This window comes from Aquitalea pelogenes (assembly GCF_001515305.1).
GTDB lineage: Bacteria > Pseudomonadota > Gammaproteobacteria > Burkholderiales > Chromobacteriaceae > Aquitalea > Aquitalea pelogenes.
Genome location: NZ_LNQV01000002.1, coordinates 69,413 through 92,715, shown reverse-complemented (window position 1 = coordinate 92,715; position 23,303 = coordinate 69,413). Strand labels below are relative to the sequence as shown.

General features: G+C 58.1%; 24 protein-coding genes, 1 tRNA gene and 1 pseudogene. 20 read left to right on the top strand and 6 right to left on the bottom strand.

Features of this window, described 5'->3' with window-relative positions:
* Positions 1-167 precede the first annotated feature (167 nt).
* The 15 genes and pseudogenes from AWT75_RS23750 to recG all read left to right on the top strand — a co-directional run.
* Positions 168-1,340 (top strand): annotated as a pseudogene (locus tag AWT75_RS23750) (FIST signal transduction protein); the annotation flags it as partial.
* Positions 1,341-1,511: 171 nt separating this feature from the next.
* Positions 1,512-2,153 carry a methyl-accepting chemotaxis protein gene (locus AWT75_RS23745; protein WP_420835413.1) on the top strand — a complete coding sequence of 214 codons (642 nt, stop codon included), beginning with the start codon at positions 1,512-1,514 and terminating at the stop codon, positions 2,151-2,153.
* Between the two features lie 706 nt (positions 2,154-2,859).
* The gene (gene cyoA / locus AWT75_RS01465) at positions 2,860-3,744 is read left to right on the top strand and encodes a ubiquinol oxidase subunit II (RefSeq protein WP_231588899.1); all 885 of its coding nucleotides are present in this window, start codon (positions 2,860-2,862) and stop codon (positions 3,742-3,744) included.
* Positions 3,745-3,750: 6 nt separating this feature from the next.
* Positions 3,751-5,793, top strand: a complete 2,043-nt coding sequence (gene cyoB / locus AWT75_RS01460) for a cytochrome o ubiquinol oxidase subunit I (RefSeq protein WP_045847669.1) — start codon at positions 3,751-3,753, stop codon at positions 5,791-5,793.
* Between the two features lie 14 nt (positions 5,794-5,807).
* On the top strand, positions 5,808-6,419 hold the full coding sequence (cyoC, locus tag AWT75_RS01455; protein WP_045847668.1) for a cytochrome o ubiquinol oxidase subunit III: 612 nt from the start codon (positions 5,808-5,810) through the stop codon (positions 6,417-6,419).
* Entirely contained in the window at positions 6,419-6,742 is a 324-nt protein-coding gene (gene cyoD, locus AWT75_RS01450; protein WP_045847667.1) for a cytochrome o ubiquinol oxidase subunit IV, read from the top strand. The genes cyoC and cyoD overlap by 1 nt, the downstream gene beginning before the upstream one ends.
* Positions 6,743-6,753: 11 nt before the next feature.
* Positions 6,754-7,638, top strand: coding sequence for a heme o synthase (cyoE, locus tag AWT75_RS01445; protein ID WP_062786447.1), 885 nt, complete (start codon positions 6,754-6,756; stop codon positions 7,636-7,638).
* A 216-nt stretch (positions 7,639-7,854) separates the two neighbouring features.
* Complete coding sequence (gene dusA, locus AWT75_RS01440) at positions 7,855-8,859, top strand: tRNA dihydrouridine(20/20a) synthase DusA (RefSeq protein ID WP_062786444.1); 1,005 nt, start codon at positions 7,855-7,857, stop codon at positions 8,857-8,859.
* An 82-nt stretch (positions 8,860-8,941) separates the two neighbouring features.
* Positions 8,942-9,535 (top strand): RdgB/HAM1 family non-canonical purine NTP pyrophosphatase, encoded by a 594-nt coding sequence (gene rdgB / locus AWT75_RS01435; RefSeq protein WP_062786441.1) that lies wholly within the window; start codon positions 8,942-8,944, stop codon positions 9,533-9,535.
* Positions 9,532-10,773, top strand: coding sequence for a radical SAM family heme chaperone HemW (gene hemW / locus AWT75_RS01430; RefSeq protein ID WP_062786433.1), 1,242 nt, complete (start codon positions 9,532-9,534; stop codon positions 10,771-10,773). The genes rdgB and hemW overlap by 4 nt, the downstream gene beginning before the upstream one ends.
* Positions 10,774-11,157, top strand: a complete 384-nt coding sequence (locus tag AWT75_RS21965; protein WP_045847662.1) for a RidA family protein — start codon at positions 10,774-10,776, stop codon at positions 11,155-11,157.
* A 138-nt stretch (positions 11,158-11,295) separates the two neighbouring features.
* Entirely contained in the window at positions 11,296-11,706 is a 411-nt protein-coding gene (locus AWT75_RS01420) for a DUF4124 domain-containing protein (protein ID WP_062786429.1), read from the top strand.
* A 12-nt stretch (positions 11,707-11,718) separates the two neighbouring features.
* On the top strand, positions 11,719-12,555 hold the full coding sequence (locus tag AWT75_RS01415; protein ID WP_062786425.1) for a PhzF family phenazine biosynthesis protein: 837 nt from the start codon (positions 11,719-11,721) through the stop codon (positions 12,553-12,555).
* A gap of 99 nt (positions 12,556-12,654) precedes the next feature.
* Positions 12,655-13,089 (top strand): DUF2147 domain-containing protein, encoded by a 435-nt coding sequence (locus AWT75_RS01410; RefSeq protein WP_045847659.1) that lies wholly within the window; start codon positions 12,655-12,657, stop codon positions 13,087-13,089.
* Between the two features lie 78 nt (positions 13,090-13,167).
* A complete protein-coding gene (gene recG / locus AWT75_RS01405; protein ID WP_062786422.1) occupies positions 13,168-15,216 on the top strand; it encodes an ATP-dependent DNA helicase RecG in 2,049 nt (682 codons plus the stop codon).
* Between the two features lie 257 nt (positions 15,217-15,473).
* On the opposite strand, the gene AWT75_RS22500 is transcribed toward recG, so the two are convergent.
* The 6 genes from AWT75_RS22500 to pstS form a co-directional block, all read right to left on the bottom strand.
* Positions 15,474-16,040: an inorganic phosphate transporter gene (locus AWT75_RS22500; RefSeq protein ID WP_239689416.1), complete on the bottom strand. Its 567-nt coding sequence runs from the start codon at positions 16,038-16,040 to the stop codon at positions 15,474-15,476.
* Complete coding sequence (locus AWT75_RS22495; RefSeq protein ID WP_239689415.1) at positions 16,019-16,933, bottom strand: inorganic phosphate transporter; 915 nt, start codon at positions 16,931-16,933, stop codon at positions 16,019-16,021. Before AWT75_RS22495 ends, AWT75_RS22500 begins: the two co-directional genes overlap by 22 nt.
* Positions 16,934-17,188: 255 nt before the next feature.
* Entirely contained in the window at positions 17,189-17,953 is a 765-nt protein-coding gene (pstB, locus tag AWT75_RS01395; protein ID WP_045847657.1) for a phosphate ABC transporter ATP-binding protein PstB, read from the bottom strand.
* Between the two features lie 12 nt (positions 17,954-17,965).
* Positions 17,966-18,877 (bottom strand): phosphate ABC transporter permease PstA, encoded by a 912-nt coding sequence (gene pstA / locus AWT75_RS01390; protein ID WP_062786418.1) that lies wholly within the window; start codon positions 18,875-18,877, stop codon positions 17,966-17,968.
* A gap of 15 nt (positions 18,878-18,892) precedes the next feature.
* Positions 18,893-19,855: a phosphate ABC transporter permease subunit PstC gene (pstC, locus tag AWT75_RS01385; protein ID WP_045847655.1), complete on the bottom strand. Its 963-nt coding sequence runs from the start codon at positions 19,853-19,855 to the stop codon at positions 18,893-18,895.
* Positions 19,856-19,972: 117 nt separating this feature from the next.
* Positions 19,973-21,013: a phosphate ABC transporter substrate-binding protein PstS gene (gene pstS, locus AWT75_RS01380; protein WP_045847654.1), complete on the bottom strand. Its 1,041-nt coding sequence runs from the start codon at positions 21,011-21,013 to the stop codon at positions 19,973-19,975.
* Positions 21,014-21,176: 163 nt separating this feature from the next.
* On the opposite strand from pstS, the gene tpiA reads away from it, so the two are divergent.
* The 5 genes from tpiA (at position 21,177) to AWT75_RS01355 (ending at position 23,292) form a co-directional block, all read left to right on the top strand.
* The gene (gene tpiA, locus AWT75_RS01375; RefSeq protein ID WP_082695896.1) at positions 21,177-21,923 is read left to right on the top strand and encodes a triose-phosphate isomerase; all 747 of its coding nucleotides are present in this window, start codon (positions 21,177-21,179) and stop codon (positions 21,921-21,923) included.
* A 1-nt stretch (position 21,924) separates the two neighbouring features.
* Positions 21,925-22,182, top strand: coding sequence for a preprotein translocase subunit SecG (secG, locus tag AWT75_RS01370; protein WP_153013204.1), 258 nt, complete (start codon positions 21,925-21,927; stop codon positions 22,180-22,182).
* A 109-nt stretch (positions 22,183-22,291) separates the two neighbouring features.
* A tRNA-Leu gene (locus AWT75_RS01365) sits at positions 22,292-22,377 on the top strand.
* A gap of 91 nt (positions 22,378-22,468) precedes the next feature.
* Positions 22,469-22,825: an NADH-quinone oxidoreductase subunit A gene (locus tag AWT75_RS01360; protein WP_045847652.1), complete on the top strand. Its 357-nt coding sequence runs from the start codon at positions 22,469-22,471 to the stop codon at positions 22,823-22,825.
* Entirely contained in the window at positions 22,816-23,292 is a 477-nt protein-coding gene (locus tag AWT75_RS01355; RefSeq protein ID WP_045847651.1) for a NuoB/complex I 20 kDa subunit family protein, read from the top strand. The genes AWT75_RS01360 and AWT75_RS01355 overlap by 10 nt, the downstream gene beginning before the upstream one ends.
* The last annotated feature ends 11 nt before the right edge of the window (positions 23,293-23,303 follow it).

Here is a 23,303-nt window from a genome sequence, read left to right as displayed (position 1 = left end):
GCCGACTCAGACTCAACCGTGCAGCACGAGGACTTGAATCTGAGGTAGATCAGAATATTCCTAATAACCGGCTGGAATATACGGTTTTTCTTGCTAATATTCATTTCAAACCATGTCATAAGCATGAAAATAATAATGATTCACATTGCCAACGGGAGAGTGTCAGGATGTTTTTCAAGCGCAATAAACCCACCATTCAAAGCGAGCCGGGCAAGCAGGGCTCTGCGCCCATCCAGGTCATCCGCAGCCGCACCTCTTCGGTAGATAACGACCTGCGTGCCGCCAGCCGGGACGACATCGCCCTGGTACTTGGCTTTATCAATCCGGCAGCCAATCTGGACCAGGTAGCGCGTAGCGCCGCCGCCGCCTTTCCCGGTGCCAAGGTGGTGCTGACCACCACTGCGGGCGAACTGTGTTCGCTCAAGGCAAACGACCCGCTGTATCTTCCGGCCAATCCGGGTTGGGACAGCATGGTGTTCCAGCTGTTTGACAAGCAAATCCTGTCTGCCGTGCATGTGGCCAGCGTGCCCCTGGGCTGTGAGGACCTGAAGGCGGGCCAGAACAAGATGGGGCGTGACGAGCGGGTGCGCCGCATCATGGACAACTTGTCTCGCGTGCAGCCCGGCTTTTCCATGAGCTATCAGGACGGCTTCGTGCTGACCCTGGTGGACGGCCTGTCCAGCAGTGAAAGCTATCTGATGGAAGCCGTGTACGAATCGGAACGCTTCCCCTACCTGTTCATCGGTGGTTCGGCTGGTGGTCCGCTGGATTTTTCCATGACCCGCCTGCATGACGGCCAGAGCGTGCGCGATGGTCATGCGGTACTGGTGTTCATCAAGCTGTCTCCGGCCTATCGCTACGGCGTGTTCAAGTCGCAGAACTTCCAGGAAACCGGTACAGCTTTCACCATTGCCAAAGCCAGTGCCGAACTGCGCACCGTAGAGTCGGTATTCGACCGGGACGGCAAGGTGGCCAATGTGGTGGAAGTGCTGGCGCGTCACTTCTCCTGCAGCCCGGGCGAAGTGGGTGACAGACTGGCCAAGTACAGCTTTGGCATCAAGATCAAGAACGATATGTTCGTGCGCTCGGTACTGAGTGTGGATGCCCAGAACGGTGTCTTGCACTTCGCCTGTGACCTGAGCTTTGGCGAAGAGCTGCACCTGCTCAAACAGGAAGGGCTGGTGGAAAGAACCCAGAGCGATTTCAGCCGCTTTACCCAGGGCAAGCCGCCTGCTATCGGTGGCCTGCTCAACGACTGCATCCTGCGCCGGCTCAACAACAGCAACGCGCTGTCCGGCAGTAATGTCTACGGCGATATCCCGGTGGCCGGTTTTTCTTCGTTTGGCGAGTTGCTGGGGGTCAATATCAACCAGACCCAGACCGCAGTGTTTTTCTACCCGGCGCGCGACGGCTTCCAGGATGACTTCATCCAGCGTTTTCCCGTTCATTACGCCAACTTCAAGAACTATTTTGCCAGCCGTGAAGTGTCTCGCGCCCGCTGTATCGACCGGATGAAGTCGCAGGTGATTCACGAATTGCAAGGCTACAAGAGCTTTGCCAGCCAGTTGATGGAAAGCCTGCCGATGTTCCGCCAGGCCTCGGCCGAGCTGGTGACCCACCTGATTGCCATCCAGAGCGAGATCTCGCGCTTCTCCGGCAGCGTGGAGCAGGGCAACAAGACCTCAGCCAATGTCAGCCTGCGCATTGTCGAGCTGGAGAAAGATGCACGCCAGATTGGCGATGTGATGCTGATGATCAAGAAGATTGCCGAGCAGACCAATCTGCTGGCCCTGAATGCGGCGATCGAAGCCGCCCGTGCCGGTGAAGCCGGTCGTGGTTTTGCCGTGGTGGCGGACGAGGTGCGCAAGCTGGCCAACAACACCCAGTCCAATCTGGATGCAACCGGTGGCGCAGTGGAACACGTGATGAGCGGCGTGGCGCAAGTGGGCGTGGACATGCGGCTGATGAGCGAGCATGTCAGCAGCTTTGCCGGCGAAATGCAGCAGGTGGTGAACTTGCTGGGCAAGTTGACCACTTCGTCCAACAGCAGTCAGGAGCAGCTGGACCAGATGGTGGGCAGTACCGGCGAACTTTACGAGCGCATGCGCAAGGTAGACCAGGATATGGAAGCCATTCTGGAGCTGGAACGCTGAGCTGACGCACGACAAACCAGATCCCCGATCACCAGCCGCCGCCTTGCGTTTGCAAGCGGCGGTTTTTCATTGCCTGTAGCTGTGGCGTTACGCAAGCGGAACTTTTTTGCAACGAAATGTAACGGTCGGAATGCTGCGCTGCACCGCGAATGCACATGGCTTAAAGCGTTGCTGCTACTGCAATAAATCTGACATTTGTGCATTGATACACATCAAACATGCACCACTTTGGCGCGTGTTTATACCAATGGAGAGTCGCTGACAGCTTGCTAAGGTGAATAAAACTGATTTTTAATAGCGCGCCCGTCACTGTGACAAATTGTCGCAGTCTTGTCAGCCCATGCCGCAAATCAGGCAGGTGGCAGATGGTGACGACGCGCGTTTTCTTCAAGCAGGTCCACCCAGGACAGATGGCACCGGCGACCCGGTCCACTCCCGGCATTCGAGTGGTGTGCCGCGTGTGCGGCGACGGGTCATGACACGGCTGCAGTGTCGTGTGGAATGGTAGTCAAACGGTATTCAACGGTAACGAGGTCGCATGTGACGGCCTTGTTCCTGATGCGGGGCTCCCGCATCCGACATGAACGATGGCGTCTGCTGACATGACGCCGTCCCTCGCCGCGGCGAGCAAGGAATCTTTAACCTGTAAAGTCGTATGATGAGAAACTCTAGACCCACCCGCCTGTTGTGGGGGCTTTCTCCAGTCGTGACTGCACTGCTCACCGGTTGTCAGGGTGGCATTCTTGACCCGAAAGGGCAGGTCGCAGCGGATGAGAAATCCCTGATCATCACCGCCACTGTGCTGATGTTGCTGGTTGTCATTCCGGTCATCGTGATGACTTTCCTGTTTGCCTGGAAGTATCGTGCCAGCAACAAGGACGCCATCTACACGCCCAAGTGGTCCCACTCCAACAAGATCGAGGCCGTGGTCTGGATCATTCCCATCATCATCGTCAGCTGTCTGGCCGTGGTGACCTGGAACACCACGCACAAGCTGGACCCGTACCGCCCGCTGGATTCGGACAAGAAGCCGATCAACGTGCAGGTGGTTGCCATGAACTGGAAGTGGCTGTTCATCTACCCGGATCTGAACATCGCCACCGTCAACCAGCTGGCCTTCCCCAAGAACGTACCGGTTAACTTCCGCATCACTTCCGATGCCGCGATGAACTCCTTCTTCATCCCGCAGCTGGGTGGCCAGATTTACGCCATGGCCGGCATGGAAACCAAGCTGCATCTGATCGCCAATGAAGCCGGTACCTACAAGGGCATGTCGTCCAACTACAGCGGCGCCGGTTTCTCCGGCATGAAGTTCAATGCCATTGCCACCGAAACGCCCGAGCAGTTTGATGCCTGGGTACAGAAGGTGCGTGCTGCTGGCAAGTCCTTGAATGCAGATGCCTATCTCGCGCTGGCCAAGCCGAGCGAGAACAATCCGGTGGCGTTCTACAACATGCCGGAACCGCGTCTGTTTGATGCCGTGCTGCACAAGTACATGGCAGGCCGCCAGTCGCTGGCTGCCACCGACGACGAACTGAAGCTGGCCGCGCTGACCAAGCGTCTGTGCGAAACCCCGGCCGTCAAGGAGTAATAATCGATGTTGTTAGGCAAACTGACTCTGGATGCCATCCCCTACAAGGAACCCATCATTGTGGCCGCGCTGTCTGGCGCCGGCCTGCTGGGCCTGGTGGTGCTGGCGCTCATTACCAAATTTGGTAAATGGGGCTATTTGTGGAAAGAGTGGCTGACTTCGGTCGACCACAAGAAGATTGGCGTGATGTACATCGTCGTCGCCATGATCATGCTGCTGCGCGGCTTTGCCGATGCACTGATGATGCGTACCCAGTTGGCGCTGGCCACCGACGGGCATCTGGGGGTATTTCCGCCAGAACACTATGACCAGATCTTCACCGCGCACGGTGTGATCATGATCATCTTCATGGCCATGCCTTTCATGACCGGCCTGATGAACATCGTGGTGCCGCTGCAAATCGGCGCACGCGACGTGGCCTTCCCCTTCCTGAACTCGCTGAGCTTCTGGTTGCTGGTGTCGGCGGTGATCCTGGTCAACCTGTCGCTGGGTGTGGGTAACTTTGCCCGTACCGGCTGGGTGGCCTATCCGCCGCTGTCCGAGCTGGGGTTCAGTCCTGATGTGGGGGTGGATTACTACACCTGGGCGCTACAGATATCCGGTATAGGGACGACGCTGACGGCGATCAACTTCCTGGTCACCATCATCAAGATGCGCGCACCGGGCATGAAGCTGATGCAAATGCCGATCTTCACCTGGACCTGCACCTGGGCCAACGTGCTGATCGTGGCTTCCTTCCCCATCCTGACCGGCGCCCTGGCCATGCTGAGCCTGGACCGCTACCTGGACTTCCACTTCTTTACCGCGGAAGCCGGTGGCAACGCCATGATGTACCTGAACCTGTTCTGGGCCTGGGGCCATCCTGAAGTTTACATTCTGGTGCTGCCGGCTTTCGGTATCTTCTCCGAAGTCATCTCCACCTTCTCCGGCAAGCGCCTGTTTGGCCATACCTCCATGATCGTCGCCAGTGGCGTGATTTCGGTGCTGGGCTTCATGGTGTGGCTGCACCACTTCTTCACCATGGGTTCCGGTGCGGATGTGAACGCCTTCTTCGGTATCGCCACCATGGTGATTTCGGTGCCGACCGGCGTGAAGCTGTTCAACTGGCTGTTCACCATGTATCAGGGTCGTATCCGCTTTACACCGCCGGTACTGTGGACCATGGGCTTCATGGTGACCTTCTCCATCGGCGGCATGACCGGCGTGCTGATGGCCGTTCCGGGTGCCGACTTCGTGCTGCACAACAGCCTGTTCCTGATTGCCCACTTCCACAACACCATCATCGGTGGCGCGGTATTCGGCTATCTGGCTGGTTTCTCCTACTGGTTCCCCAAGGCCTTCGGCTTCAAGCTGAATGAAAAGCTGGGCAAGGCAGCCTTCTGGTTCTGGCAGAGCGGCTTCATGTTTGCCTTTATCCCGCTGTACATCCTGGGCTTCCTGGGCATGACCCGTCGTCTGAACCATACTGATAATCCGGCTTGGGACCCGTGGCTGTACATTGCCTGCGTGGGTGCCGTGCTGATTGCCTGCGGTATCGGCTGCCAGCTGCTGCAGATCGTGGTGAGCATCCGCGACCGCAAGAAACTGGCCGACGTGACCGGCGACCCGTGGAATGGCCATACCCTGGAATGGTCCACTTCCTCCCCGCCGCCGTTCTACAACTTTGCCGTTGTGCCGCATGTGCATGATATCGACGCCTTCACCGACATGAAGGAAAAGGGCGAGGCTTACAAGGTGCCGCAGAAGTACGCACCGATCCACATGCCGAGCAACACCGCCACCGGCGTGTACATCGGCGGCTTCACCACCCTGCTGGGTTTTGCCTTGATCTGGCATATCTGGTGGCTGGCGATTGTCGGCCTGGTGGGCATCATCGGTGCCATGCTGGCCCGCGCCTACGACAACAATCTGGACTACTACGTACAGCCGGATGAAGTGGAAGCAATCGAGCGTGCCCACTTTGAACAAATGGGCATTGATGTGGACAACTACAGCGAACGCGATGCTGACAAGCCGCGTCGTGGCAGCCGTCCCACCACTACTGCTTAACAGGTTGAGCCAAGATGAGTACTTATGTAGAACACGCGCACGACGCGCATGATGACCACGAGCACCACGACAGCGGTTCGCAAACCGTGCTGGGCTTCTGGTTCTATCTGATGACCGACTGCATTCTGTTCGCCACGGCTTTTGCGGCTTATGCAGTGCTGTATCGCAATATCGCCACCGGTGTTTCGGGCAAGGAAATCTTCGAGCTGCCTTATGTGATGGGTGAAACCGCAGCCCTGCTGCTGTCCTCCATCACCTACGGTTTTGCCATGATTGCCGGTTACAAGGGCAACAAGTCGGCCGTGCTGGGCTGGCTGGCCGTTACCTTTGCCTGCGGTGCCGTGTTCATCGGCATGGAAGTGAACGAGTTTCATAATCTGATCGCCGAAGGCCATGGCCCGAATGTCAGCGCCTTCCTGTCGTCCTTCTTCGGCCTGGTTGGCCTGCACGGCCTGCACGTGACCGCCGGCTTGCTGTGGATGGCGGTGATGATGTTCGAAGTGGCCAAGACCGGCCTGACCGGCCGCGCCATGACCCGCCTGAGCTGCCTCAGCCTGTTCTGGCACTTCCTGGACATCGTGTGGATCTGCGTGTTTACCGTCGTGTACCTGAAAGGAGCCATGTAATGAGTCAGGCTCATGAACACGCCGCCGACCACGGCAGCGTAAAAAGCTACCTCACCGGTTTCGTGCTGGCTGTCATCCTCACCGCCATTCCGTTCTGGATGGTGATGAGCGGCAGCTTCACCAAGCAGGCCACCGTTATCGGCATCTTCGGCTTCGCCGTGGTGCAGATCATCGTGCACCTCAAGTACTTCCTGCATCTGAACTTCACCAAGGAAGGCAAGCTCAACAGCTTCTCCTTCCTGTTCACCGCGATGATCATCGTGATGCTGGTTGGCCTGTCGGTGTGGATCATCTCCACCGCCGATGCACTGATGTTGCGCTGAGCCGGGACGTGATGAAACTCAAGCGCTATTTGCAGGTGACCAAGCCGGGCATCATCTTCGGCAACCTCATCTCCACCGTGGGTGGTTTCTTGCTGGCATCGCAGGGTCGTCTGGACTGGACCCTGCTGCTGGCCACGGTGGCCGGGTTGTCGCTGGTGGTGGCTTCCGGCTGCGCCATCAACAACTGCATCGACCGCGATATCGACGCACGCATGGCCCGCACCCAGAAACGGGTGCTGGTGACCGGCGACATGAGCCCCAAGGCAGCGCTGGCACATGGTTTTGTGCTGGGTGTTGCCGGCTTTGCCACGCTGGCCATCTGGACCAATATGCTGGCGCTGGCCTGTGCTGCGTTTGGCTTCGTGATCTATGTTGGCGTGTACAGCCTGTACATGAAGCGCAAGTCGGTATACGGCACCCTGGTGGGCAGCCTGTCCGGCGCAGTACCGCCGGTGGCGGGCTACTGTGCCGCCAGCGGCCGCTTTGACAGCGGTGCTGCCATCCTGCTGCTGATGTTCTGCCTGTGGCAGATGCCGCACTCCTATGCCATCGCCATCTTCCGCTTCAAGGACTACGAAGCGGCCAGGATTCCGGTGCTGCCGGTGGTGAAGGGCATTTCCGAGGCCAAGCAGCAGATTGTGCTGTACATCCTGGCCTTTGCCGTTGCCACCTTGCTGTTGGTGTTCTACGGCTACGCCGGTTATGGCTACCTGGCCGTGGCCTGTGCCACCAGCCTGTGGTGGCTGAAGATGGCGCTGTCCGGTTACAAGGAAAGCACTGACGACCGCGTCTGGGCGCGTCAGGTATTCTTCTTCTCCATCATCACCGTTACTGCACTGTCGGTGATGATGGCGGTGGATGGCCAGGTACCGGCCCATATCGGCTGGATGCTCTGAGTCCTGCTCACGTCAGATCAAACCTCCGCCAGCAGCCCGCCTGCCGCGGAGGTTTTTCTTTGTCCGCCTGCTTTGACCATGACGAGGCTTGACCCTGCACCAGAGCGCGCCGGATAATGTGCGCCCTGTTAAGTCTCTGTTTTTGCAGCATGTCAGCAGCCGCTGCCCTCTGATGCACCCCGGCCTGCAAGGCCGGGCCCACTAGCCCTGACCACGATGAACGCCACCAAGCCCGTTTTGCCCTCACGCCGTCTGTCTGTCGCCCCGATGCTGGACTGGACCGACCGCCACTACCGTTACTTTGCCCGGCAAATCAGCCGCCACACCTGGCTGTATACCGAAATGGTCACCACTGGTGCGCTGCTGTATGGCGATGTGGAGCGGCATTTGCGCTTTGACGAAGCCGAACACCCGGTGGCCCTGCAACTGGGTGGCTCTGAGCCGTCCGAGCTGGCGCAGTGCGCGCGGTTGGCGCAGCAGTGGGGTTATGACGAGGTGAACCTCAACGTCGGCTGCCCGTCCGAGCGGGTCCAGAAGGGGGCGTTTGGTGCCTGCCTGATGGCCGAGCCGCAACTGGTGGCCGACTGCGTCAAGGCCATGCGCGATGTGGTGGACATCGACGTCACCGTCAAGCACCGCATCGGTATCGACCAGATCGAGCATTACGACTACCTGGCCGGTTTTGTCGACCAGGTGGCTGCCGCCGGTTGCAACACCTTTATCGTGCATGCGCGCAATGCCATCCTCAAGGGCCTCAGCCCCAAGGAAAACCGCGAAATCCCGCCGCTCAAATACGACTATGTCTACCGCCTGAAGCAGGAAAGACCGGAACTGGAAATCCTGATCAATGGCGGGGTAAAAACCAATGCCGAAATCGCCGAACACCTGCGCCATGTCGATGGGGTGATGGTGGGGCGCGAGGCTTATCACAACCCCTGGCTGATGGCCGGGTGGGATGCTGTTTTCTATGGTGATGACAGCACCGCGGTGACCCGCCAGCAGGTGGTGGATGCCATGCTGCCCTATATCCGGGCCCGTCTGGCCGAGGGCCACAAGCTGCGTAATATTGCCCGCCATATACTGGGTTTGTTCCAGGGTATGCCGGGTGCACGCCAGTGGCGGCGCATGCTGTCCGATGCCAAGCTGTTGGATGGTGCCGACGAAGGCCTGCTGTTGCAGGCATTGGCGGCCATGCCGTCCCGCGTGTCCGACACCGAATAATCCGTGCTGACAGCAGGGTGGACGCGGCATGGTTGGCCGCTTACCCTGCTGTTCTGCGCTGTACGCAACAGGATGAATCCACATGTTCGACAAACTGGTTCTCGCCAGCAATAACGCTGGCAAGCTGCGTGAATTTTCCGCCCTGCTGGCACCGCTGGGTGTCACCGTCATCCCGCAAGGGCAACTCAATGTGCCGGAATGCCCGGAGCCGCATTACACCTTTCTGGAAAATGCGCTGGAAAAGGCCCGTCATGCCAGTCATGTCACCGGTTTGCCGGCGCTGGCCGACGATTCCGGCATCTGCGTGGAAGCGCTGGGCGGCAAGCCCGGTGTGTTGTCGGCCCGCTATGCTGGCGAGCCCAAGTCGGACGAGCGCAATAACGCCAAGCTGATCGAAAAGCTGCAAGGCAAGGACAATCGCCGCGCCTGGTATTACTGCGTGCTGGTACTGGTACGCCATGCCGACGACCCGCAACCGCTGGTGGCCGATGGCATGTGGCTGGGCGAAGTGCAGGATACCGCAGCAGGCGAGGGTGGCTTCGGTTACGACCCCTACTTTTACCTGCCGGAATTCGGCTGCACCGTGGCCCAGCTGGCGGCCGAGGACAAGAACCGTGTCAGCCATCGCGGCAAGGCCATGCAGGCTATGCTGGGCAAACTGCGTGAGCTGGCATGAGCGTGATTGACCTGTCCGGGCTGAAGGGCGGCCTGCGTGAACTGCCGCCGCTGTCGCTCTACATCCATTTCCCCTGGTGCGTGCGCAAATGCCCGTATTGCGATTTCAACTCGCACGAGCTGAAAAGCGGTAGCGGCCAGACCGTACAGTGGAACCCGCAAGCTGGCGTCGCCAGTGGTGGTTTCGATGAAATGGCCTATGTGGAAACCCTGCTGCGCGATCTGGAATACAGCCTGCCCGCCATCTGGGGCCGTAGCGTCAGCACCATCTTCATGGGTGGCGGTACGCCCAGCCTGTTTTCGGCGCAGGCCATGGACACCCTGCTGGCGGGCATTCGCGCCCGGCTGCGGCTGTCGCCGGAGGCGGAAATCACCATGGAAGCCAACCCCGGCACCTTTGAAGCGGAAAAATTCCGTGGCTACCGTGAGGCCGGTATCAACCGCCTGTCCATCGGCATCCAGAGCTTTAATCCGCAGCATCTGCAAGTGCTGGGACGGATTCATGATGGTGACGAGGCGCGCCGTGCCATCGACATCGCGCTGTCCTGCTTCGACAACGTCAACCTCGACCTGATGTACGCCTTGCCCGGTCAGACGCTGGAACAGGCACTGCAGGATATCGACACCGCCTTGTCGCATGGCATCACTCATCTGTCGGCTTATCACCTCACCATCGAGCCCAACACGCTGTACGCTGTGCGCACGCCGCAAAACCTGCCGGATGACGAAGTGTCAGCCGACATGCAGGATGCCATCGAAGCGCGACTGGCCGCTGCCGGTTTCGAGCATTACGAAACCTCGGCCTTTGCCCGGCCCGGCAAGCGCAGCCGCCATAACGTCAATTACTGGCAGTTTGGTGACTACCTGGGCATTGGTGCCGGCGCGCACGGCAAGATCAGCAGCCATGAGGGCATCGTGCGGGAAATGCGCCACAAGCAGCCTGCGGCCTATATCCAGGCAGTGGCCAACGGCCAGCCGGTGCAAAGCAGCCGCAAGGTGGCGCGCGACGAACTGCCGTTCGAGTTCATGATGAATCTGTTGCGGCTGACCGGCGGCTTTGAAACGCGCCTGTTCACCGAGCGTACCGGTTTGCCTGTATCCTGTATCCGGAATGAATTGCAGCAGGCCATCCAGCAAGGATTGCTGGAACAGGATGCCACCACCATTCGCCCCACTTTGCAGGGGCAACGTTTTCTCAATGACCTGTTAACCCTGTTTCTCAGGGATGGAGACCAGTAAATGACCAAAGAAATCATCCATACCGAACACGCTCCGGCCGCCATCGGTGCTTACTCCCAAGCCGTAAAGGCTGGCAACACCGTTTACCTGTCCGGCCAGATTCCGCTGGACCCGGCCACCATGACCGTGGTGGAAGGTGGTTTCGCGGCCGAAACCCATCAGGTATTCAAGAACCTGAAAGCCGTGTGCGAAGCCGCGGGCGGCAGCCTGGACCAGATCGTCAAGCTCAATGCCTACCTGACCGACCTGTCCAATTTCGCTACTTTCAACGAAATCATGGGCCAGTACTTCAGCCAGCCTTACCCGGCGCGTGCCGCCGTTGGCGTGGCCAGCCTGCCCAAGGGTGTGCAGGTTGAAGCCGAAGCCGTGCTGTTCCTGGGCTGATTGTTTGCCCGTGCAGTGACTGCAGCAGGCGACTACGGTCGCCTGTTTGCATTTCAGGCAACTGCCAGTTGGTCCGGCAGCCACGGCAAGGGAAATCCCGTTTCATCTCCAGTCCGCTTTGCTTCCTGGAGATGACTCATGTGGTGTCATGGCTATCTGGCGTTGCTGTTGTGTGCATTGCCCGTATCGGCCCAGGTATTCAAGTGCCTGGGCCCGCAAAGGCAGATCCTGTATCAGGATCACCCCTGTCCTGCGGGGCATCAGGCGCAGTTGATGCGGCCGGGCAGCTTCAGTCTGGTCAGTCGGGAGTATTACCAGATTCATGGCCGTCAGGTCTTGGTGGCGGAAGAGAGTGGCAAGCCAAAGCGTACGCTGACTCCCGCGCCATCCCGGCAGCGATCCGCCAAGTCATGTGCCAGCCTGCAGACCCGTGAACAGCGTGCGCGGCAAAACCTGACGCACAGCCGTTCTGCCAAGCAAACAAAGCGTTTCCAGCGTCAGCTTGCCAAGCTGCAACAAGACTTGCAGGATGCCCGTTGTTCAAGCTGATGGGAGAGGTGCATGTCCGGTTTACCGTTTGAAATCGTCAATGTCTTTGCCGAAACCACGTTTGGCGGTAATCCGCTGGCAGTATTTACCGCTGCGCAAGCGCTGTCGGATGCAACCATGCAGGCACTGGCACGGCAGATGAATTTGTCCGAGACGGTTTTTGTCTTTCCCTCCACCGAGGCTGATGCGCGCTTGCGCATTTTTACGCCAGCCCACGAACTGCCGTTTGCCGGACACCCAACCATCGGTGCGGCAGCCGTGCTGTATCACCAGCGGCAATTGGGCGAGAACTTTGCGCTGGAAACCAATGCAGGGGTGATTCCGATCCGGCATCAGGACGGGCAGTTCATCTTGCAGGCCAATCCTGCCAGGGAGCGCGCTGCTGAGCTGACCATCGAGGCTGCCGCCGCCATGTTGCGCCTGCCAGCTGCGGCCATTGCCGCAGCCCCCAGCTGGCTGGATACCGGCAGCGAGCAATTGCTGATCCGCGCAGCTAGTGCAGAGGCCGTTCTGGCCGCCCGGCCAGACCCGGCACTGTTTGTCCGGGACGCCTGCCTCTATCCCGGTCGCAGCGTGGCCTATCTGTGGCACGTGTCCAACAACCTTGCCACGGTGCGCCTGTTTTATGAACAGGACGGCGTGGTGCTGGAAGACCCGGGTACCGGCTCGGCCTGCGCCAATCTGGGTGGCTGGTGCAGCCTGCATCAGACCTATCCTGTGCAATGGCGGGTGGAGCAGGGGGCAGTGCTGCAACGCCCCAATGTATTGCACTTGACGGTGGATGAGCAGCGTCGTATTTATGTCGGCGGTTGCGTCATTCCTTTGGCGCGTGGCGAATTTGTCTTGTGAGCCGGAGCCATGCTTGACGGTTGACCAAGCCCTTGGCATCCTAGAGTCCAAGCTTCAAACTAGCGTTTCAATAAGACAAACAACACGAGGAAAAACATCATGAGCACATTGTGGAAAGCCGCTGTGGCGGCGGTCGGATTCATGGCGCTGTCCCACGCCGCATGGGCTGACAGCCCGATTGGCAGCTGGAAAACCATCGACGACGACACCAAGCAGGCCAAGGCCGTGGTGCAGATCGCCGAAGGTGCCAATGGCGAATTGTCCGGCAAGATCGTCAAGTTGTTCCAGAATCCGGATGTGGTGTGCGAAGCGTGTGATGGCGAGCGCAAGGGCAAGCCGGTCAACGGCATGACCATTCTGTGGGGCCTGAAGAAGGACGGCGATACCTGGGCCAACGGCAAGATTCTGGACCCGCACAATGGCAAGGTATACAGCGCCAAGATGAAACTGGTGGACGGCGGCAAGAAGCTTGAAGTACGCGGCTTCCTGGGCGTTTCGCTGCTGGGCCGCACCCAGGTGTGGGAACGCCAGTAAGCATTCAGCGGCAAGGACAGGGCAGGGCGGCGTACCAGGGCGGTGCGCCGCCCTGTTTTTTGGTTACAATCGCTGTTGATGACCCACGCCAACGACCTCGCCAACCAGCCACTGAATGTGGCCCCCGCTCTGGCCAAGAAGCTGGACAAGCTCGGCCTGCGCCGTCGCCTCGATCTGGTCTTGCACCTGCCATTGCGTTACGAAGACGAAACCCATCTCTATCCGATTGGCGCTGCTCCGTATGGGCAGCCTGTACTGGTGGAAGGACGGGTCATCAGTCATGAAGTGCAGTTCCGCCCGCGCAAGCAGTTGATGGTACGCCTGGAGGATGCCAGCGGCGTGCTGGTATTGCGCTTCATCCATTTTTATCCCAGCCAGCTCAAGCAATTTGCCGATGGTGTGTTGATTCGCGCCATGGGCGAAATCCGTCGTGGCTTTCATGGCGACGAGATGGTGCATCCCAAAACCCGCGAGGTGGTCGAAGGCAGCCCGCTGGCGGAAAGCCTGACACCGGTCTATCCCACGGTCAATGGCGTCACCCAGCCCATGCTGCGCAAGCTCATCCGCCAGGAACTCAAGGCCTTGCCGCTGCCGGAAACCTTGCCAGAGCCGGTGATGGCCCGGCTGGGCCTGCAAAGCTTCGCCGATGCCGTGCAGCTCTTGCATTCTCCGCCGCCGGAATACAGTGCCAGCCAGCTGTCCGAGCCAGGCCTGCCGGCATGGCAGCGGCTGAAATTCGACGAACTGATGGCACAACAGCTTTCCATGCGGCTGGCCTATCGCGCCCGCCGGCAAGGGCAGGCAGCCGCCATCCGGGGCAATGGCCAGCTGCGACAAGCCATGTTGGCCACGCTGCCCTTTGCGCTGACCCGTGCACAGCAAAAAGTACTGGCTGAAATCGATGCCGACCTGGCGCAGTCGCACCCCATGCATCGTTTGCTGCAGGGAGATGTGGGCAGCGGCAAGACGGTGGTGGCTGCTCTGGCGGCGCTGACCGCCATTGAGGCCGGTTTTCAGGTGGCGCTGATGGCACCCACCGAAATCCTGGCAGAGCAGCATTACCGCAAGCTGTCCGGCTGGCTGGAGCCGCTGGGACTGACCGTATGCTGGTTATCCGGCAGTCTGCGCAAAAAGCAGAAGGAGCAGTCGCTGCTACAGATGGCCAATGGCGAAGCCCAACTGGCAGTTGGCACCCATGCCTTGTTTCAGGATGGCGTCAGCTTTTCCCGGCTGGGGCTGGTCATTGTAGACGAGCAACACCGCTTTGGTGTCGGGCAGCGGCTGGCACTCAAGCAAAAGGGGCAGGAGCCCCATCAGCTGATGATGTCGGCCACGCCGATACCGCGTACTCTGGCCATGAGCTTCTATGCCGATCTGGATGTGTCCGTCATTGATGAATTGCCACCGGGCCGCACCCCCATCGTCACCAAGCTGATCAACAGCAGCCGGCGCGAAGAAGTCATCGACTATGTCCACAAGACCTGCAGCGAAGGCCAGCAGGTGTACTGGGTATGTCCCTTGATTGAAGAGTCGGAAACCTTGCAATTGCAAACAGCGGTGGATACCCATCGGGTGCTGGCCGCCCAGCTGGCACAGTGGAAAGTTGGCCTGGTGCATGGCCGCATGAAGCCGGACGAAAAAGCAGCGGTGATGGCTGCTTTTACCAGTCGGGAGCTGCATGTACTGGTGGCTACCACCGTCATTGAAGTTGGCGTGGATGTGCCCAATGCCAGCCTGATGGTGATTGAACACGCCGAGCGCATGGGCTTGTCGCAGTTGCACCAGCTGCGTGGTCGGGTTGGGCGCGGCAGCGCACGCAGTGTCTGCATGCTGCTGTTTGAGAATCCACTGTCAGAGCTGGCCAAGGCGCGCCTGAAAGTGATTTACGAGAATGTGGATGGCTTCGAGATTGCCCGGCAGGATTTGCTGATACGCGGGCCGGGTGAGTTTCTCGGTGCACGGCAAAGCGGTGTGCCGATGTTGCGTTTTGCCAACCTGGAAGAAGATATCGAGCTGCTGGAAGCAGCCCGTGAGCTGGCACCAGAAGTACTGCAACGCTGGCCGGAAGCGGCAGAGGCGCATCTGGAACGCTGGCTGTCCGGACGCGAGCAATACCTCAAGGCCTGAAGTCCCCCGGTTTGCTGTTTTTCCTGCCATCAGCCAAAAAAGCGCCCCATTCCGACTGGAATGAGGCGTCAAGGGATTGCTGCAAACAACAAAGGAGAAACCATGATGAAGCGAGTTAATATTAGCAAATAATTAAATAACGAATCAATGGTGTTTTGTTTGCTGTTTGATCATGATCAAACTCTACAGATCATGATGCCCATCATAGAAAAAGCCGCCCTCTGGCGGCTTTTCAGGCAATGTCGAAGCAACAGGGCTTACTTGAGCCAGTTGCTGGCCAGGTAGTACAGGCTGCCCGACAGCAGCATGGCAACCGGCATGGTAAACAACCAGGCCAGCAGGATGGAGCGCACGGTCGACCATTGCAGGCCGGCCTTGTCAGCCACCATGGTGCCCGCCACGCCGCTGGACAAAACATGGGTGGTGGAAACCGGCAGGCCAAACTGACTGGCCAGACCAATGGAGACCGCCGCAGTCAGCTGTGCCGACATGCCCTGAGCGTAGGTCATGTCCTTCTTGCCAATGCCTTCGCCGACAGTCTTCACCACGCGACGCCAGCCAATCATAGTGCCGCCGCCCAGCGCCAGCGCCACGGCAATGATCACCCAAGTGGGCGCGTATTCGGTGGTAACGGTCAGGTCCTTGCGCAGATTACTCAGCAGCTGCTTGTCATCCGCACTCAGGTTAGGCAGCGAGCCGGCCTTCTTGGCTGCATCATCCAGACACAGCAGGTCGGTACGTACATCCCAGCGCTTGCTATCCGGCAGGTTGCGATAGGTGCTGCCATCGCCCAATGCAGTAATCAGGTTGTCGGCAGTGCGCAAGGTGTCACGCGGCGACAGTCATGCACATTGCTGCCTGCCGCCGATGGCTTGAACATGGCGTCCAGCGCGGTCTGGTGACGATTGTAGAACTGCTGCAAATGCAGGGCCGCGTCACGGGTGCGTTCGATCTGGTAAGGAGTACTGTCCAGATTCAGCACGTATTTGGCCGGGACAATGCCAATGAGAACCAGCATGATCAGGCCGACACCCTTCTGGCCGTCATTGGAACCGTGCGAGAAGCTGACACCCATGGAGCTGACGATCAGCATGAAGCGCATCCAGAACGGTGGATGCTTGCGGCCTTCCACCTGCTGACGCTGGAAGGGCGTCTTGTGCATATTGCTTTGCGGACGGGAGCGGCGCAGGGCAATCACCAGCAGACCGGACAGCAGTGCACCGACCAGCGGCGAGCACAACAGCGACAAACCCACATCGATGGCCTTGCCCCAGTTCACGCCCTGCGACAGAGGGGTGCCGTTGATCAGGCAATTGGCCAGGCCAACGCCGAGGATGGCGCCGATCAGGGTGTGCGAGCTGGAAGCTGGCAAACCGAAATACCAGGTACCCAGATTCCAGGCAATGGCAGCAGTCAGCAAGGCAAACACCATGGCCATGCCACGGGCGGTATTGACTGATACCAGCAAATCAACCGGCAGCAAATGAACAATGGCATAGGCAACCGCCAGCCCCCCGGTCAGAACACCCAGAAAGTTGAAAACACCGGAGGCAAATACCGCCAGGCGTGGCTTCATCGATTGAGTGTAAATGACGGTGGCAACAGCGTTGGCCGTATCGTGGAAACCGTTGATGAACTCGAAGGCCAGGACAAAGCCCAGCGACAAGATCAGGGTGATGGCCACATGGGTGTCCAGCCCTGCAAAGAGGTCCAGCATGATCATGAAAATCGTGTTAAGGAAAGCCGGGATTGTTGTGTCCAGACCTTCGTGCGTCAAGTAAATGAACCAAAAAAAAACCGGCTTGTCGTTTTCCCGCTGCGCAACTGACAGCTTGCTTGACAGGTGTCTGTTTTCGCCGGTTTTTTCAGGCGTCCCAAGCCAAAATCATCTGGAATAATGGCGGGCAAAATGGGGCGGAATGCAAAAGCCCCCGCCCTGGATAAACCAGTTGCGGGGGCCGAGAATGGCGGATCAGCCGAACTTGCCGGTGATGTAATCCTCGGTGGCCTTTTGTTTGGGCGCGGTGAAGATGTTGTCGGTTTCGCCAAACTCCACCAGTTCACCCAGATACATGTAGGCGGTGAAATCGGAAACCCGCGCCGCCTGCTGCATGTTGTGGGTCACGATGGCGATGGTGTAGTCCTCTTTCAGTTCATGAATGAGTTCTTCGATGTGGGCGGTGGAAATCGGGTCCAGTGCCGACGTCGGTTCATCCAGCAGCAATACCTCCGGGCGGGATGCCACGGCACGTGCAATGCACAGACGCTGTTGCTGGCCACCGGACAGCGAGTTGCCGGATTGCTTCAGCTTGTCCTTCACCTCATCCCACAGCGCAGCCTTGCGCAAGGCCCATTCCACGCGGTCGTCCATCTCGGTCTTGGCCAGTTTTTCGTACAACTTCACCCCGAAGGTAATGTTGTCGTAGATGGACATCGGGAACGGAGTGGGCTTCTGGAACACCATGCCCACCTTGGCGCGCAAGAGGTTGATATCCACATCGCGGCCCAGGATGTTATGCCCGTCCAGCAGGATTTCGCCTTCCGAACGCAGGCCCGGATACAGCTCGTACATGCGGTTGAAGGTGCGCAGCAGGGTGGATTTGCCACAGCCGGAAGGGCCGATGAAGGCCGTGACCATGCGCGGTGCAATCTCCAGATTGATGTTCTTCAATGCGTGGAAATTACCGTAAAAGAAGTTCAGATTCTTGACCTGAAGCTTGACGTTGTTATCAGCCATTGTCGTCATGCCTTAATGCGATTGGGTTTTCTGGCTGCCCATCCAGCGGGCAAGGATATTAAGCGTCAGCACGCTCAGGGTAATCAGCAAAGCACCAGTCCAGGCCAGGGTGTGCCAGTCTTCGTACGGGCTCATGGCGAACTGGAAAATCACGATGGGCAGGTTGGCCATCGGCTGGTTCATGTTGTTGTTGAAGAACTGGTTGTTCAGGGCAGTAAACAGCAGCGGTGCGGTTTCACCGGAAATCCGTGCCACCGCCAGCAAGATGCCGGTCAGCACCCCGGCCTTGGCCGAACGCAGCGTCACATACAGGGTGATTTTCCATTGCGGCGTGCCCAGTGCTGCAGCAGCTTCACGCAGGGTGTTGGGAACCAGGCGCAGCATGTTTTCGGTGGTACGCACTACTACCGGAATCACCAGCAGGGCCAGCGCGAAGGCACCAGCCCAGCCGGAGAAGTGACCAACGCTGACCACATAAACTTCATACACGAACAGGCCGATCACGATGGACGGTGCCGACAGCAGGATGTCGTTGATGAAGCGGGTGGTGGGTGCCAGCCAGCCACGCTGACCGAATTCCGCCAGATAGATGCCAGCCAGAATGCCGATCGGTGTGCCGATCACGGTGCCGAACAAGGTCATCATCAGGCTGCCGTAAATGGCATTGGCGAGGCCCCCCTGGCTGCCTGGTGGCGGCGTGCTCTGCGTGAATGCCTGCAGGCTCAGGCCGGACAGGCCGTGCTGCAGCAGTGTGAACAGAATCCACAGCAACCAGAACAGGCCAAAGGCCATGGTAAGGGTGGAGGCCCCCATGTTGAAGGCATTCACCAGGCGACGGCGACGATAGATCGAAGTATTCATGGTGCTGCTGCTTTCGCTGCGACCCTGCAGTTTCACGGATTCGCTGATGGTACTGTTGGTCATGGTGTTGGCGCCTTGTCAGGATGCCTTGCCTTCCTGTTTCTGCAGGCGCAGTAACAGGAGTTTGGCACAGGCCAGTACGACGAAGGTGATGAAAAACAGGATCAAGCCCAGCTCGATCAACGAAGCCATGTGGAATTCTCCGGTGGCTTCGGCAAATTCATTGGCCAGTGCGGAAGAAATCGACTGACCCGGTTCGAACAGGCCGACGGCAAAACGGGAAGAGTTACCGATGACGAAGGTCACTGCCATGGTTTCACCCAGTGCACGGCCAAGGCCCAGCATGATGCCACCGACCACACCGGTCTTGGTGTAGGGCAGAACCACGTAACGCACGACTTCCCAGGTAGTGGAGCCCAGGCCGTAGGCAGATTCCTTGAGCATGGTGGGTACCACTTCAAACACATCACGCATCACGGATGCGATGAACGGAATCACCATCACGGCCAGGATCAGGCCGGCAGTAAACACACCGATGCCCATCGGCGCACCCTGGAACAACAGACCGATCAACGGAATGTCACCCAGGTTGTCAATCAGCATCGGCTGGATATGGTCGGCAAACATCGGGGCAAACACAAACAGGCCCCACATGCCGTAAATGATGGACGGAATGCCTGCCAGCAGTTCGACGGCAATACCCAGCGGACGCTTGAGTACATTCGGACACAGCTCGGTCAGGAATACCGCAATACCGAAGCTGACCGGCACGCCAATCAGCAAGGCAATGAAAGAGGTGGCCAGCGTGCCGAACACCGGCACCAGTGCACCGAATTTCTGTGCTACCGGATCCCAGTCGCTATCGGTCAGGAAACCCCAGCCAAACTTGCTCAGGCTGGGCATGGCACCAATGATCAGGGAGATCAGAATGCCCACCAGCAAGGCCAGTACCAGAAAGGCAAAGCAGCGCGTGGCTATTCTGAACAGATTGTCTAGCAGCAGTTGCCGCTGCATTTGCTGGTTATTGCTGAACTTTTCCATGAGGGATACTCGGTCGCGTCTCAGACAAAAAGCCGGGGTGGTAAGCCCCGGCCTTGCGGCTACAACTCTCTGAAAGGTGCACAACAAGCACGCTCATTCGTTGTAGCCAGATTGTTATCAGTTAAAGACCGGCTTACCGCTAGCGTCGGTAATCTGCTTCCAGCTGGTACGAATCACGGTCTTCACGCTATCCGGCATCGGGATGTAGTCCAGATCCAGTGCGGTCTTGTCGCCATTCTTGTAAGCCCAGTCGAAGAACTTCAGTACTTCGGTGCCCTGTGCCGGCTTGTCCTGCTTCTTGTGCATCAGGATGAAAGTGGCACCGGAAATCGGCCAGCTATCCTTGCCCGGCTGATTGGTAAGGATCAGGTAGAAACCAGGAGCCTTTTTCCAGTCTGCATTCGCAGCGGCAGCCTTGAAGGTCTTTTCGTCCGGAGCAACAAAGTTGCCGGATTCATTCTTCAGTTGACCGTAAGTCAGTTTGTTTTGCTTGGCGTAGGCATATTCAACATAACCGATGGCGCCCTTGATGCGGGTTACATAGTTGGCTACGCCTTCATTACCCTTGCCACCCACACCAGTCGGCCAGTTCACGGCGGTGTTGGAACCAACCTTGCTGGACCATTCGCTGGAAACCTTGGACAGGTAGTTGGTGAAGATGAAGCTGGTACCGGAACCGTCGGAACGACGTACCACGGTGATTTTCTGATCCGGCAGCTTGACGCCCGGGTTCAGGCTGGCGATTGCCGGGTCATTCCACTTGGCAACCTTGCCCAGGAAAATGTCAGCCAGCAACGGGCCGGTAAACTTTACCTGACCTGCGGCGATACCAGGTACATTGATTACCGGCACAACACCACCGATCACGGTCGGGAACTGGGTCAGGCCGGATTTTTCCAGCTCTTCAGCCTTCAAGGGCATGTCGGAAGCACCGAAATCAACAGTCTTGGACTGGATTTGCTTGATGCCGCCACCAGAGCCGATGGACTGGTAGTTCATGTTGTTGCTGGTGGTTGCCTTGTAGGAAGTGGCCCACTTAGCGTACAAGGGGTAGGGGAAAGTAGCGCCGGCGCCGGTGATGTCGGCTGCCATGGCTGCGCCAGCAACAAAGCCGGCGGACAAGGCCAGCGAAGCGACCAGACGTACAGACTGTTTCATGCTTGCTCCTGAGTATTAGGGTAAGGGCGTGCTAAGTGTTGAGGCGCATCCTATCCCCCCAAGTTTTCAGAAATATTACAAGTCGTCGAAAAGCCGTATGGGATGTTTTGACGCCACCGCGAGTGGGGATATAATCCGCAGCTCAAATACGGAGACAAGCGATATGGCAGGCAAGCTGATCATCGGCAACTGGAAGATGAATACCCGCGCGCAAAGCGCACAATCCCTGGTTGCGGCCTTGCTGGCCGATCCGGTCTGCAATCAGCCCTGGGTGGGTGTTGCTGCTCCTGCAGTCTATCTGGCAGCACTGGGCGTGCAGCTTGCCGGTCAGTCTCTGCAATTGTCGGCGCAGGATGTCAGCAGCTTTGCCGCTGACGGTGCTTTTACTGGGGAAGTGTCTGCCGACATGCTCCGTGACGTCGGCTGCCGCTATGCACTGGTTGGACATTCCGAGCGCCGCCAGTATTTTGGCGAGGCCAATCCGGCCTTGCTCTCCAAGATGAACAACGCCATGGCTGCGGGCCTGGTGCCGGTGCTGTGTGTGGGTGAAACCCTGGACGAGCGCGAGTCCGGGCAGTACCTGGAGGTGATTTTCAGCCAGCTGGCCATCCTGTCCGAGGTGAACGACGGCGAGTACGTCATTGCTTATGAGCCCGTCTGGGCGATCGGCACCGGCAAGGTGGCATCGCTGGAGCAGATTGCGGAGATTCACACCGCAATCAAAACGTGGTGCTTGCAAAATGCCAAGCCCTCGGCTAATATTCGCGTCCTCTACGGCGGCAGTGTAAAGGCAGAGAATGCCGAGTCAATTCTGAAGACAGAAAATGTCGACGGAGCCCTTGTTGGTGGGGCATCTCTGGACGCCGGATCATTCAGGATGATTTGCCAGGCCGCAGGAAAATTGATATAGTATGGAACTTATTAAGACGCTTATTTGGGTTATAAACCTCCTTTCCGCAGTGACGATCATCGTCCTTGTCCTCATGCAGCATGGCAAGGGTGCGGATATGGGTGCAGCTTTCGGTAGCGGCGCTTCCGGTAGTCTGTTTGGTGCGTCTGGTTCTGCGAATTTCTTGAGTAGAACCACTGCAATTGCAGCGGTTGTATTCTTCTCCACGAGTCTCACCCTTGTTTATCTGTCGGGGGCGGAAAAACAGATCTGGGTGTGATGGGTGGCAAGGTTGAGCAAGTTGCGCCGCAAATCCCGGTCGGGGCAACCACTGGCAAAGCTTCGGGTACTACATCAAAAATTCCGGAGTGACAGTAAAGTTATATAGTGCCGACATGGTGAAATTGGTAGACACGCTATCTTGAGGGGGTAGTGGCCGTAGGCTGTGTGAGTTCGAGTCTCACTGTCGGCACCACCATTCAAAAATAGGCCACCGGGATTCCGGTGGCCTATTTTATTTGGAGCCAAGGAGGGTAATTCCTCCTTTTTTTGGGGGTGTACGGGAAATGCTGCAAAATTATTTTCCCATTCTGTTGTTTGTCATCGTCGGTTTGTTGGTCGGCGTAGGTCCTATTGTCCTTGGCAAGGTCCTCGCACCCAATCGTCCCGACCCTGAGAAACTCTCTCCTTATGAGTGTGGATTCGAAGCCTTCGAAGACGCACGCATGAAGTTTGACGTTCGCTACTACCTCATCGCCATTCTGTTCATCCTGTTCGATCTGGAAATTGCATTTCTGTTTCCCTGGGCTGTGGTCCTGAAAGAACTTGGTGCCTATGGCTTTGGCGTAATGGTGGAGTTCCTGGCGGTGTTGACGCTGGGCTTCGTCTACATGTGGAAAAAGGGAGCGCTGGAATGGGAGTAGAAGGTATTCTGGAAAAAGGCTTCGTGACCACGACAGCCGACAAGCTCATCAACTACACCCGAACCGGTTCGCTGTGGCCCATGACCTTTGGCCTGGCATGCTGTGCGGTGGAGATGATGCATGCCGGTGCCGCACGTTATGACCTGGACCGTTTCGGCATCGTTTTCCGCCCCAGTCCCCGTCAGTCTGACCTGATGATCGTGGCTGGTACGTTGTGCAACAAGATGGCACCGGCGCTGCGCAAGGTGTATGACCAGATGGCAGAGCCCCGCTGGGTCATCTCCATGGGTTCCTGTGCCAACGGTGGTGGTTACTACCACTATTCCTATTCTGTCGTCCGTGGCTGTGACCGCATTGTGCCGGTCGATGTCTATGTGCCGGGCTGTCCGCCGACTGCCGAAGCACTGCTGTATGGCATCATCCAGCTGCAGAACAAGATCAAACGCACCTCTACCATCGCCCGATAAGGTAAGCACTT